The sequence below is a fragment of the Bacillus sp. 220_BSPC genome (assembly GCF_001054655.1).
GTDB lineage: Bacteria > Bacillota > Bacilli > Bacillales > DSM-1321 > Peribacillus > Peribacillus frigoritolerans.
This window is the reverse complement of record NZ_JVPL01000239.1, coordinates 15,196-28,196: the sequence shown is the minus strand read 5'-3', so window position 1 is coordinate 28,196 and position 13,001 is coordinate 15,196. Positions and strand designations below refer to the sequence as shown.

Here is a 13,001-nt window from a genome sequence, read left to right as displayed (position 1 = left end):
ATTGGCTTTGATCTTCGCCCAGCCTTTGGATTCCGAATACACCGTCACTTGTGTGCCATTTGCGAGCTTTGCGACTATGCTCGCACCTTCCGCCCCGTTTTTTCTCATATTGAGCGATCCGGAATTCACCTGCACAAACATGACGTCTTCAATATTGGCCTGTTCGGCATGTAGTGGAGCTGCAGATATTTTTTCTTCGAAAGCAACTGTAGACAACACTGCAAAACAGAAAGTTGGTATAATTAATTTCTTCATCTCATTCTCCCTACTAAAGAATTATATTTTTAACATTTATTTAAATATCGGTTAAAATTAGTATGGTAATATAGGCAAATATGCTCATTCGTCTAAAATATAACATATTCCTTTAGATCTATAGGGAGATAAAAGCGATTGTAACACAATAGTAAAATAATAGACATTTAAGTAATTATATAGAAACATCTGCAATGAAGCTTATGCGACAGGCAAATGATGACCATTAAGTATATTGATATAATTACTCGCCACTCAAATTATTGCTAATGAGACGAGCATCTTTCTGCCTGAATCGAATATATATAAAGGGTAGGCACACGATCCTTATATTTGACGGATCGAGGCAATAACCTATATAATTACTGTATATAACTTATAACAATCCTTCTGTTAAGGGGAGTAGCTATACAATAAAGTCGTCAGTACAGGATTGAATCCTCGGCTTTATTGGCAACTGATTTTAGTTGTTTGCAAGACCTTGCCGATTATTTGGTGAGGTCTTTTAATTTAAGACGGTATGACCAATAATCGGTTATACCGTCTTTTTTGATTCGAAAAATTGCACAATAGAGGTGAAAAGTATGCAGAACTATAATGAATTAGCTCAAAGCGTTAAGATTTCCGATGATAAAAAGCATGTATTGCTCGATGCCGACCCATCTTTATCACTGATCGGAAAAGGCCGAAGCGCATATGTTTTCCGAATACATTCCACCAATAAGGCACTAAAAGTGTTTTTCCCGGATCATACTCACACAGCTAAAGTTGAAGCTGAAATATACAAAACCGTCCAATCCATCGAATACTATCCAACCCTTTATGATGCGGGGGTAAATTACCTGGTTATAGATCACATTGAAGGCTACACTCTTTTTGAATGTTTAACATTGGGGATCCCGATTACGGAAGAAAACATTGCGGAGATAGACCATGCGCTGCAATTGGCAAGGAAAGAGGGATTGAATCCTTCGGATATCCACTTGCGAAACATCTTCATCACTTCTGAAAAAAAGGTGAAGATCATTGACGTTGCAAGGTTTAAGCAAGTGAAATCCTGCAATCAGTGGCACGACTTGAAAAGTGCTTTTCACCTTTTCTATTCGAAGTCGTTTTTTCCGAAGAAGATTCCCAGCTTCATACTGAATTCCATTGCAGCAATTTATAAAAAAAGATTTCTGCCCATCTGATCCTTACTATAAAAAATCACATTGGAGGCACATATGAAAAAAATAATGACCATTGCTCTGCTGTCCATCCTTACATTAAGCGGATGTTCAGCATTAGAAGAAGTCAATTCATCATTGGAGTATGCAGATGATGCGACGGAGTATGTAAATACCGTTCAGGATTTTGCCAATGAGGTTCCCGCCATGTCACAGGACGCCATCACGAATGCCGAAACAAGAGCAAATCTTGAAAAAGAACTGGAATTGATGAAAACGGAGATTGAAGAATTCAATGCAACTGAACCACCCAAAATCGCTGAAGGCATCCATGAGAAGATCGTCAGCTCAAATCAACAGCTTTCAGATGGAATTGAATTATATCTGAATAATATTGAAAAGGGCCAAATTGATCCTAAGGCATTGGAAGATTCAGAGATAATGAAATCAATCGATAATATAACGGGATTGGCAAAACAAATCGAAGAGTTGGGAAATTAAGCCTCCTGCAATGAATAAAAAGGAATCGCTTGAAACAAATTATTGACATGAAACCAAAAGGTTTTATATAATCAACAAAGCAAAACCAATTGGTTTCATATTCTCAATTACAAAGGAGAATCAGTATGGAAAATACATTACAGGATATCAAGAAGACGGTTATTCTTGAAGCACCTATCCAAAAAGTTTGGGATACAGTTTCCACTGCAGAGGGCATAGCTTCATGGTTCATGCCAAATGATTTTCAACCGAAAGTGGGACATGAGTTCCATGTGCAATCACCCTTCGGCCCATCTCCTTGTAAGGTAACGGAGTTAGATGCTCCTCATCGCCTTTCATTCAGTTGGGATACGGACGGTTGGTTCATTTCCTTCCTTTTAAAAGAAGTGGATGGCAAAACGGAGTTCACCCTTATTCATGGCGGCTGGAAAGAGCCTGATACGATTCTTACGAAACCGAACGAAAAAAGCTCAGTGATTCGCGATAGAATGAATCATGGCTGGGAACAAATCGTTAATCAAGGTCTTAAAAAGGCTGTTGAGGGCTAAGTGTCTGCATCAGAAAAACATGATGTATTTCAGGCTATCGCCGACCCAACCCGCCGAAAGGTCCTGCAATTGCTTGCTGAAGGGGATTTACCCATTTCAGAAATCACTTCTCACTTTTCCATGAGCCGCACGGCAATTGCCAAGCATCTTCATATTCTTTCTGAAGCTGAATTGGTCAGTGGCCGGAAGGTAGGAAGAGAGAAACGCTTTCGGCTTCAGCCGGAACCTTTAGCGGAATTGAAACAGTGGCTCTCTTTTTACGATCAATTCTGGGATAACAAATTATCCATCCTTAAACATGTGATTGAAAATTCAGGGGAAAATGGATTGAAAGTCATCGAAAAAGAAAAGGACACGAATGAACCATCATAATGAGAAAACCCCCGGCGCATTGCACCGGGGGTTTTTGTTTATGCATTCATCTCAATATTATGTGCTTTTCGCTTCTTGATGACCATCGTTAGCAATAGCAGCAGATTAAAGACAATGATGCATCCAGTAAGGAACACTATACTTGCTGTCAATGCATCCGCTCCAAGGCTCGTACTCATCGCCTGGCGGAAGCCCATGACAGAGTATGTCATCGGAATGAACGGGTGAACATGACTGAAGAAGTTATTGGTCAGTTCCACAGGGAACATTCCTCCGCTTGCACCTAGCTGTAATACAAGGAATATCATCGCCAATAAACGACCTGGATTTCCAAATCCTACGGTCAAGAAGGTAACGATGAACATGAACGTAAGGGAAGTCAGGATGGAAACCCCAATGAATTGCCCCATATTCTCGACCTGTAAATCCATTCCCCAAATCATGATCGCATCCAACACTAATGCAGAAAGCGTCGCTTGGATGAATAGGACCGTAAATTTACTGAACCACCATGCCACTCCTGATGTAGGCCTAGTTGAAGGCAAGCCTGTCGGGAATCCCATATTGAAGGCAATGGCTCCAACAAATAACCCAAGAGACAATACATAAGGAGCCAGTGCATGACCATAATTCGGCACGTCACTGCTTTTTTGTTCTTTGACCTGTGTCGGTTCAGCAATCATGCTGTAATTATCATCGGTTGTTTTATTTTCACTAATTTCATCTGCACCCTCACTGAGTTTTTCCGAAAGCTCGACCGTTCCATCTTGAAGTGAGGAGATTCCCTCACCCAATTTACCTGAACCTTCAGCAAGGGCTGATGAACCTTCATTGATCTTACCCGCGCCATCAGCAAGCTGGATGACCCCATTGCTCAAAGTAGGCAGATTGCCTGCCAATTGTTCAGTGCCTTTAACAAGTGCTGATGAGCCCTCGTTCAAGGCCGCTGAGTTGGCATCCAGTTGATTGGCCCCATTAGCCAGTTTACTTGCCCCTTCGCCAACTTGGCTAACACCGAATGCGTACTTCTCAAGACCATTCCCAAAGGAGGATGAACCTGCTTGCAGTTGTGAAACTCCATCAACCAACTGACCAGATCCCTCAGTTAGTTTTGAAAGGCCATTATTTAACGAGGAACCGCCTTGTGCTAACTGGTTGATCCCCTTCACTAATTCTGGTGTCCGTTCATTTAAACTTTGCGTTGCCGCCGTTAATTGATTGCTGCCTTCTACAGCTTCATTCAAGCCGCCATTTAATTGGGTCGCACCAGGAATCAATTGTTCTTCCAGTGCGTTCCTTATTGCCGTATATCCGTTTAACGCTGAAACGGCGTTTGGATTGACTTTATTCACCGCATTATTTAAATTGGCCACTTGTTCCGGAAGCTGGCCTAATCCATTCAATACAGGCATTACCTTATCCGTTAATTGTGTTGATAAGTCTGAAACACTTGCAGCAAGAGTCGATGCGATTCGTTTTTGTGCCTCCGCCTGGCTTTGAAGTTCATTTTGAATGGCTCCGATTACTTCTGATTGCTGTTCACTGGTCATGCTTTTGAAGGCTTCCGTGTTTTGAACGGCATTGATCGTGCTCTGACCATTATTCGCAATCGTTGATTGAAGTTCCGTTAACGCCGCTTGACTGTTATTGAGGTCTTCGGTAATGCCGGATACGGTACCGGACGCGCTGCTTCCTGCTGGAACCGCTTCTTGCAATTGATTTACACCGCTTTGAATGCTTGTCAGTCCTTGCTTAAGCTGATTCAGCTGTTCTTCTGCGGGCAATTGGCCATCCATTTTTTTCAGGCCGTCATTTAGCGCCTGGCTTCCTCCTGCCAGTTTATTGATTCCCTCATTTAAACTCTGCTGACCTGCTGCCAATTTTGGAATTCCTGTCGATTGATCCGTCAGCTGGCTTGCATTTTGTGATAATTGATTCAACCCATCATTCAAATTCGCACTGCCTGTTTGCGCTTGTGCCAATCCAGTATTTAAAGTTTGCGCTCCTGGAACCACTTTGGCCAGCCCAGTGGAAAGCTGGGAAGAACCTTGTATAAGTGCTTCACTATTATTAGTTAATTCCCCTGTGCCTGATGCGAGTTCGTTCGCACCCTTTTGCAACTGACCGACACCGGAGGTATATTGTGAAATACCCTTATTCAATTCCGACGCGCCACTTTCAAGCTTGTTGGCTCCTTCCAAAAACTCGCCAACGCCAATTTGGAGTTTATTCGCTCCATCTTTAAAAGTTAATGTGCTCGAAGCTAACTTAGTCAGATTTTCCGTCACTTCTTTGTTTCCATCATGCAGTTTTTTTGCACCGTCATCCAGCTTTGATGCACCATCTGCCGCATCGCCGAATCCTTCCCCGATTTCATCCAGTTGGGAGAAGATCGCTTCCGCATATTCTTTTGTGACACTTTCGGCAATTTCCGTTTTCAAATTATTCGTTGCCTGTTTCCCGACCGTTTCAGAAACGAAACTGCGTCCAGGATTCACATCATACGTCAGATTCATTTTTTTAGGCTCATCATCCATGACGGTAGAAGCATTTTTTGAAAAGTCCTCCGGAATGGTGACGACCATATAATATGTACCATCATCGAACCCTTTTTTCGCCGCTTTTTCCGTTACGAAATGCCATTCTAAATCATCATTGTCCTTTAATTGCTCGACTAGCTCATTACCGACTGTTAAGGTTTTCCCCTCATATTCCGCCTTTACATCCTTATTCACGACCGCAACAGGCAATTTGCCTGTATTTCCGTATGGATTCCAAGCGGAACTAAGGAATAACCCCCCATAAATAATCGGGACGAACAGTAAAACGATTGCGACACCGACCAATTTTCGATTCGTAAGGAAAAGCTTCCATTCTTGTTTAAGCATATTCACTTCTTTTCACCTTTCTTTTCACGCAGTACATCACTCAAAGACGCGGTATTCCAATTAAGAGTCGGGATGTCCGTGGTGCCAAAGCTTTCTTTAAGCAAATCCGCCACTGTTTGGCTGGAAAAGAACTCTATTAAAAGTTGATCCGCCCGGGAAAACATCCGACGAAGGACGTCCATTCCCTTCTCTGCATACTCTCCATCTTTAAACGCTTTTTCTATAAGTCCTGTATCCGGAAACATCGAAATGGGACCTTCCATCGCCTCAATAATTTCAAGGTTTTTAATCTTATCTACACTTTTGGCAAGAGTAAGGCCGCCGTTATTACCAGGAACGGAAGTGATTATCTGCTTTACGACCAATTTCCTTATGATTTTTTTCAAATAAGAAGGAGACACCTCTAATCGCCTGCTGATCTCATTTGACGAAAGCGGGACATTTTTATCCTGGGTAGAGAGTATAACGATGATGCATATAGCTTGCTCGACCCCTTTTGTTAATTGCAAATCATTTCACCTCTTTTAGCATGTATGTGGATATCGTATATCCATAATGGATATTCGGTATCTATAATTAAAACCCCTTTCACCTTAGAAATCAAGTCATTTCTAGAAAAAATTCCTTAAAAAAAGATGAACCCCTCATTACAGCACCCTGGGGTTCACCTTTTCTTTTATAGGTCATTTAGAAATTCATTGACCGCCTCTGGAGTTTTAGCATTTGCACTGTGCAGGTGCGCAACCTTTTCCCCATTTTTAAATACTAAAAGTGATGGAATTCCCATTACCGTTTGCTCTTCGGAAATCTCAGGGAACTCGTCACGATCGATTGTAAACCACTGTTTGTCTTGATGTTCTTGAGTGATCTCATCGATGAACATATCTAAACGTTTGCAGTCCGGGCACCATGTAGTCGTAAAAATCCCGACCGTCAGTCCCTCTTGGTTGATTTGTTCACGATATTCTTGTTCTGTATTGATATTTTTCATGATTGTCTCCTCCGGGCTTTTCTTATCATCATACTTTAATCCATGAATTAATGTACTTATGGATTAATATATAATTAATTCCTTCACAGTACAAACATCTAACTCTTGCCCGGTTATGCTTTGCTCTATGCCCGCTTTTCTTTGTGTCCAAATCTCTCGTTTAAGAAAGAAGAAATCCTCGAAAATGAATTCCAATTTTCATCAATGAAAAGATTGTGACAGCTTTTTTCAAAAATGATCAATTCACTGTCAGGAATCTTTTCGGCGATGTGGCGATCAGAAGAAGGGCAGCCGAAAACGGCGTCAGGAACGGTTTAAATCCAATGTGCTCGCCCCCGGGTCCTCCATGAATGACGAAACAGACTGGCTTCTTTCTCCATGAATCCCCACTTACGAATCCCCATTGGTCAACAAACTGAAAAAAGCCACTATCCAGTGGCCTTTTCATTTCATTCATATTGGGAGAGTAAGCTGCCAGGAAACACCAAACTTATCGGATACCCAGCCGAACTTCTTACTAAAGAAATAGTCACCCAATGGCATCATCACTTGTCCGCCATCAGTTAAGCTCGAATAAAGCCTGTCAATTTCCTCTTCACTATCACATGTAAGGAATATTGAAAACGATGGTGTAAATGTAAATTGATGCTTAACATTGCTATCGATGCACATAAATTCCTGATCCTTCAAGGTAAAGGTAGCCTGCATGACACTTCCTTCTGTACCAGATTCATTTGCACCATACCGAACAATGCTGGTTATTTTCGATCCTTCGATTAAAGATGTGTAATAATTCATCGCTTCCTCCGCATACCCTTCGAACATCAAGAAAGGTGTGACCTTCATCATTCTCATCAAACTCCTTTTCACCTTTACTTAGTTTCTTCCATTGAATCATGGCGCCCACCAGTTACCTGAAGCCACAATCATTGTCTGTAATTTTATCGTATTGGCAAAATAGTCATCATCATCTTGTTCCTGTATCGTCCGATTCCATAAGCGATTAATCCATTGCTGGTTGGAGGAATCAACCATGGCACTCACCATGAATGGAGCGACGAAGCTTGTACTATTACCTTCTTCCACGGCTTTTCCGCTTAGCGTATAACCGGATTGGATATTTTCAGGGTTGCCATCCGTTTCCGCTTTAATCCAATCATTCATCTTCTTTAATTGCGGCAGCGCTCTTTCATCACCAGTCAGTAAGTAATTGAGCGTATAGCGCCAAGGGGTCCTGCTGCTGTTCCAGCTATAATTGCCGTCATTTTCCCCTTCTAAAAAGTCCGCTTCTGCCGGCTGATATTCTCCCTTGGATTGTACAATGAAGTCCGGGATGAGCCCCGTATTGCCGCTTTTCTCCTTATAAATAGATTGAATGACCTTATACGCCTTATCTCTTACATCTATCCATTCATCATTACCAGTCGCCGCTTCAAATGTCTTAAAATGATTAAGAAGAAGGTCAGAGGAGCGAGTCGATTGTCCGTATACGTCATCTTCATCTTCCGCCCAGTCCCCTAGTTTAACAAGGGACTGCGACCGATTTATTTCATTCGACATGATCGCATCCAAGATGTCCTTTGCACTCGCAAGATAGTCGATTTCCCCTTCACTTCCCCACTGGCGGTGAGCCAATAATAACGAATAGGCGATATCCATATCGCCATCAGTTGCTGAATCGGCATCCCCTGGCGTATTGATGATTTTACCCGATTTATCCTTTACTTGCTGCCATGCCATTAATGTAGGGTCATTATCACTTCCATGCGCTTTATAAAAACGGTAAAGCCCATCGAAGTACTGCTTATCCTGGCTGCCTGCCATGATTGCCGTTATCATCATCCCATAACCATGCGCTTCAGAAACGGTCACTGCATTCTTGGGCTCAGCATATCCTTTATCATTGTAAAAAATATAATATTCATCATTTTTATGGGCAGGCTGCTTAAGGTATTCATTTTTCCAGGTTTCATAAAAATTCGCTACGGCAGCATCCATTTCCTCCTGTGACAGATTGTCAGGTTTTATCGTCCCCGCTTGATAGACTGTATGCTGGGGAAATGGCCTTTTACCGGCAATCTCTTTCTTTTTGGTTTGAGAAACAAATGCTATCGAGGCAATGATCCCAAAAACGATCACGCCCACCGCTATCAATAAACTTCTTTTTTTCATGGCTTTGCTCCTTGGGTTATATAATTCAAAATGTCATAATGAATTTTGGATATTTATGTTAAAATAAATCGAATTGTGAGTGTTTCTACTTAAGTTGTTTTTAAATGAAAAAGGAGTGTTTTTTAATGAGAAAAATTTGTAATCAGTGCCAAACTGAAATGATAGATGATTGCAAACTAAATGTACAAGGCGGAATGAATGGAATTAAGATTAGCCAAAAGAAAGGGACTTTTCAATAGTGTATCTTCATACCCTAAAGCATCTGTATGCCCAAATTGCGGTTATGTAGCTTTCTATATTGATAATTTTAGAGATTTTATTAAGTAATAATATAAATATAAATATATACAGCTAATCGATATTTGTAAGCAGAAGACTGGCATCATTGAAGAGAATAGATGCTGGTTTGGAAATACATCAATGAGAGGCAGCCCTGCTTCTGCTTGATTGCCAAAATATAAATCTACATCATTCCACCTTTTTCAATTCCATACATCCTTCGCCATCCAATGAAATTTCCAGATGCTGATTTATGACTAGCGAAAGCGGAAAGGTTTCCGACTCTTTATCCGAGAAAATCCAACGCCGTTTCCTTGGACCTAAAAGTAAAAACGAACCTGCTTCATGTTCACCCATGAAATTCAATCCATCTTCTCTTATCGTTTCACCATTCCTTACAGGCACACCATTGCTGATCAACCGATTTCCCAAAGTCCTGACTTCATCTGTCGTAATGTTTATTTCACTGATGCACAGGACACTTTGAGCCGAAAAAGACTCAGCCCCGGATTTGGGCGATACGGAATATCTCGATATGAACTCGACAATGTTGCCTGAAGGGTCTAAAAAATAAAAAGACTGTGCGTCTAAAAAGCTGAAATAAACTTCGTCATCATCCTCTTCCCTGGTCAATTCCACTTTTGATTTCGCCCATGCTTTTGCCGAAGCAAATAAATTGGTCGGAATGTTCATGGCAAAATGGTAAAAAGGCTTTTCTTTGTGATGATATTTTTTGATTTCAAGTACACTTTCACCTGCCTTAATTTCAAAACCATCAACCGTTTGCGATAGTAGCTCAAATCCTAACACATCAACATAGAAATTCCGCATTTCATTCCAGGCATGACTATACAAAGTGACCTTATAGATATTCAACGACCAATCTCCCTTCCACTTAACAAATATTGTAAAGCAATACTGCATTTGTGCAAAGATTCCGTACTTTTCAAAATTTATATAATTCTATTCACTGTGCCTATTTTCACTACAAATAACTCAAAAAGGACCGCCAAATTCGGTGGTCCCTCGTTTCAGCCTTATTGAAAGGTTCACTCTTTAATTTTCAGTCCAAGCATGGCTGCAAAGACTATCGCTTGGTCCGGGGAAACTTCGCAGCCTTTTAAATCTTCCGGGGATACGGTAATCCTTTGAAATGTAGAACTGCTAATATCAATTCCCTTGAGCGGTGTCCGGGAAAAGTTCACTTCATTTAATCTGCATGTTTCGAACTTCACTTTAATGAATTTACACTCATAATAGTCAGCACTTTCCAATGAGCAATGATCGAACCTCACTTGCTTTAAACTGGAATAACCAAAGGCACTTAAATTCAGGTTGCAATTCTCAAAGAAGACATTCCCTAAGCTTGCGTCAGACAGGTTAATGCCTAAAAGTTTGGACTCTTTGAATTCCACACGATGAATCGAGCCGCCCATGAAATCGGCATTCGTTAAATCGCAATGATCAAAGATGACATCCGTCAGCTCGATATTCCTGAATGATACATCACTGAATGTCACATTTTTAAAAACAATCTGGGATAATACGATTTTGTCCATTTTTTCTCTATCGATCGTGCAGTTGGTTATGATACGGGACTCAAGATAAGGCTCATCTTGATAATATATTTCCTGAAAGTTCGCTTGTGTTAGGTCTTGGGGGATCTTTGGCTGTTCAATTTTGATTTTGCCTGACATATTATCACCTTTTCGCTTTATTCCTCAATCACTGGATTATCCAATCGATAGGGTTTCATCGCCGGTAATATAGCAACTGGTCCACTAAATTTCGACTTAACTATAAACTACATTACAGTGAAGTTCAATCTAAGAATTTCGCGAAAATGACTATTATTTTTCGTTATTTTGTGTCAACATTTTGCACAAAAAAAGCTGCCTCATCGGCAGCTTGCTTACTTCATGAACGTATTGAATCCTCTTGGTATCCGGTAATAATATAGAGCTGCAGCCATTATCGCTATCATTCCGCCTATCAGAAAAAATGCTTGAAAGATATTTCCTCCAACAGTCGGGGAATGGGATACAAAACCACTTGAAAACAGAAAAAGGACACCAAATCCCAACAAGAATAGGGCCATTTTTTTAATCCTTCTTTTGAACAGGATATATCCCGAAAGTATGATGATGTACGATGCGGCTAGGACCATAAGAAGTGGAAATAACGGTTTGAATTTTGCGGCATACACGAAATGATCGAAATTCGATATATCAACTGCATCTATCGCCTGTGCATCATTTACGTGTGTGAAAAGGGTGGAATACTTCCATTCCCAAGGTCTTTCCACAATTTCGCTTCCTTCATACCAGGTACAAAACGTAAAAACCATAAAGAAAAGTGCAGCGATAATCATTTGCAAAAAATGGTTAAAAGTCAATATCATCTCCTCCAGCTGTCATTATACCAATAAATGGGTGATTTTCAACAGGAGCCCTAAGTGATAAAGCAATATGTAAACAAACACTGTTTCCTGAATAATATAATCTAACCACTTTTAAGGAGCGTTTGAGATATGATCACTCATGGAGATGACCTCCTTATTTCAGGAGCATGGTTACTCGGCATCGGTACACTTGTAGGTGCAATCGGGCAAACCCGGCAAACTTTAACGAGCACTGACCTCGGAAAAGATCTCGTCCTCAAAGGGAATGGCATTGAAGCCGTTGGAAATTCGCTGCAAGCAATCGGCCGTTCGAAAATGCTGAATCCGGAAAATGAACGTACGGAAACCTATTTCATATTCGGTTCTTGGCTTGAGGCCATTGGCAATATCGCAGATGCAGTTGGAATAGGTATGCAGTTGAGTGGTTCAGTGGAGGAGGGCATTAGAACCGATGCAATCGGCAGTGGAATCCAAGGCCTGGGCGCAGCTATTGAAGCATTCGGGGCATCGCTGACTGAGGAGACCATTTCACGCTCTTTTGAGATCAAGGGAAATGGCCTCATTTCAGCCGGTTCATTTTTGGAATCCGTGGGAAATATTTTCATTTTAAATGAAAAAGTACGGTTGGGAGAACATATTCTTTTACTAGGCAGCTGGACCCAAGTTTTCGGTGCATTTATATTGATCGAGGCCTTTTCACTTGACCCAGAACCCGAACCTGAGAAAGGGAAAGATGGACATAACCGCCATTATAGCTATGCCAACTATCGCTAAGGGGCCACTAGTTCGACCTTCATCCGATCGGGATCTTCGAAATATACCGCATAATGATCCTTCCCGCCGGCAAAAGGATGCTTGTCGGCATAAAGGATGGAACCCTTTAACTTTCTGGCGATCTCGCCAACTTGTTGCCGGACCGGCCACTCCCCCTCCGAGAGGTAATGCAGCCATTTCCCCGCCCCCTTTATCAAAAACCAACGTGCGCAGATCCACTTATTTTATGATTCCGTTATAAATCTCTCCGCCGCCATTTATTTTGATAATTTTCAGGCGATTGGTATTTTTGACGAAAACGGTTTTATATTGTTTTTCACCGTTCAATTCAATAAGGAATACTCGCTTACCATCGTTATCCGTTTCCTTATTGAAAGTATAGTCTTCGTTGCCGATTTGCTCGATGATTTTGTCATATTCGGGCAGAGAAGACCACTTCTCATGTTTAGGACTTGTTTGAGTTTCTGTTTTCGAGGGTTGTTTTTGTTGTTCATTTTCAGTTTGGGTTTGATTTTCTTCGGTTGTTTGGACAGACTTCCCCCTGTTTTCATCCGCTTTGTCATTATTGCAAGCAGTTAGCATTGTTGCTGCGGCAATTAACGCGATCATAGATTTATTCATGCTTCACATCATCTCCTATTCCTATATTCCCAT

General features: G+C 41.2%; 15 protein-coding genes and 1 pseudogene. 5 read left to right on the top strand and 11 right to left on the bottom strand.

Going from position 1 to position 13,001, the window contains the following annotated elements; all coding sequences use genetic code 11:
• Window positions 1–255, bottom strand: a 255-nt coding sequence (locus tag ADA55_RS18805) for an SH3 domain-containing protein (protein WP_048686683.1), incomplete at its 3' end; no start/stop codon positions are given.
• A gap of 584 nt (window positions 256–839) precedes the next feature.
• On the opposite strand from ADA55_RS18805, the gene ADA55_RS18800 reads away from it, so the two are divergent.
• The 4 genes from ADA55_RS18800 to ADA55_RS18785 all read left to right on the top strand — a co-directional run bounded on the left by ADA55_RS18800 (window position 840) and on the right by ADA55_RS18785 (window position 2,842).
• Entirely contained in the window at window positions 840–1,445 is a 606-nt protein-coding gene (locus tag ADA55_RS18800) for a serine/threonine protein kinase (protein ID WP_048686681.1), read from the top strand.
• Window positions 1,446–1,478: 33 nt separating this feature from the next.
• Window positions 1,479–1,922: a DUF6376 family protein gene (locus ADA55_RS18795; RefSeq protein ID WP_034310742.1), complete on the top strand. Its 444-nt coding sequence runs from the start codon at window positions 1,479–1,481 to the stop codon at window positions 1,920–1,922.
• 119 nt (window positions 1,923–2,041) lie between these two features.
• Window positions 2,042–2,470 (top strand): SRPBCC family protein, encoded by a 429-nt coding sequence (locus tag ADA55_RS18790; RefSeq protein WP_095391274.1) that lies wholly within the window; start codon window positions 2,042–2,044, stop codon window positions 2,468–2,470.
• Window positions 2,471–2,842, top strand: a complete 372-nt coding sequence (locus ADA55_RS18785) for an ArsR/SmtB family transcription factor (protein WP_048686677.1) — start codon at window positions 2,471–2,473, stop codon at window positions 2,840–2,842.
• 38 nt (window positions 2,843–2,880) lie between these two features.
• Here the strand turns inward: ADA55_RS18785 and ADA55_RS18780 are convergent, their stop codons facing one another.
• From ADA55_RS18780 to ADA55_RS18740, 8 genes are all read right to left on the bottom strand, one after another.
• Entirely contained in the window at window positions 2,881–5,730 is a 2,850-nt protein-coding gene (locus ADA55_RS18780) for a YhgE/Pip domain-containing protein (protein WP_226990504.1), read from the bottom strand.
• Between the two features lie 2 nt (window positions 5,731–5,732).
• On the bottom strand, window positions 5,733–6,239 hold the full coding sequence (locus ADA55_RS18775; RefSeq protein ID WP_034310735.1) for an RrF2 family transcriptional regulator: 507 nt from the start codon (window positions 6,237–6,239) through the stop codon (window positions 5,733–5,735).
• 167 nt (window positions 6,240–6,406) lie between these two features.
• Complete coding sequence (locus tag ADA55_RS18770; protein ID WP_373689809.1) at window positions 6,407–6,769, bottom strand: thioredoxin family protein; 363 nt, start codon at window positions 6,767–6,769, stop codon at window positions 6,407–6,409.
• 405 nt (window positions 6,770–7,174) lie between these two features.
• Window positions 7,175–7,570, bottom strand: a complete 396-nt coding sequence (locus tag ADA55_RS18760; RefSeq protein ID WP_048686667.1) for a VOC family protein — start codon at window positions 7,568–7,570, stop codon at window positions 7,175–7,177.
• Between the two features lie 45 nt (window positions 7,571–7,615).
• Complete coding sequence (locus ADA55_RS18755; protein ID WP_048686664.1) at window positions 7,616–8,893, bottom strand: glycosyl hydrolase family 8; 1,278 nt, start codon at window positions 8,891–8,893, stop codon at window positions 7,616–7,618.
• Between the two features lie 468 nt (window positions 8,894–9,361).
• Complete coding sequence (locus ADA55_RS18750; RefSeq protein ID WP_048686661.1) at window positions 9,362–10,048, bottom strand: VOC family protein; 687 nt, start codon at window positions 10,046–10,048, stop codon at window positions 9,362–9,364.
• 173 nt (window positions 10,049–10,221) lie between these two features.
• Complete coding sequence (locus ADA55_RS18745) at window positions 10,222–10,869, bottom strand: pentapeptide repeat-containing protein (RefSeq protein ID WP_048686658.1); 648 nt, start codon at window positions 10,867–10,869, stop codon at window positions 10,222–10,224.
• Window positions 10,870–11,084: 215 nt separating this feature from the next.
• Window positions 11,085–11,567 (bottom strand): DUF4306 domain-containing protein, encoded by a 483-nt coding sequence (locus ADA55_RS18740; RefSeq protein WP_048686656.1) that lies wholly within the window; start codon window positions 11,565–11,567, stop codon window positions 11,085–11,087.
• Between the two features lie 135 nt (window positions 11,568–11,702).
• Between ADA55_RS18740 and ADA55_RS18735 the strand changes: the two genes are divergently transcribed.
• Window positions 11,703–12,347 (top strand): DUF6944 family repetitive protein, encoded by a 645-nt coding sequence (locus tag ADA55_RS18735; protein WP_048686654.1) that lies wholly within the window; start codon window positions 11,703–11,705, stop codon window positions 12,345–12,347.
• Here ADA55_RS18735 and ADA55_RS30075 read toward each other — a convergent pair.
• A pseudogene (locus tag ADA55_RS30075) lies at window positions 12,344–12,487 on the bottom strand (hypothetical protein); the annotation flags it as partial. The gene ADA55_RS18735 and the pseudogene ADA55_RS30075 overlap by 4 nt on opposite strands.
• 79 nt (window positions 12,488–12,566) lie before the next feature.
• Window positions 12,567–12,968 carry a hypothetical protein gene (locus tag ADA55_RS18725; RefSeq protein ID WP_048686650.1) on the bottom strand — a complete coding sequence of 134 codons (402 nt, stop codon included), beginning with the start codon at window positions 12,966–12,968 and terminating at the stop codon, window positions 12,567–12,569.
• Window positions 12,969–13,001: the final 33 nt, after the last annotated feature.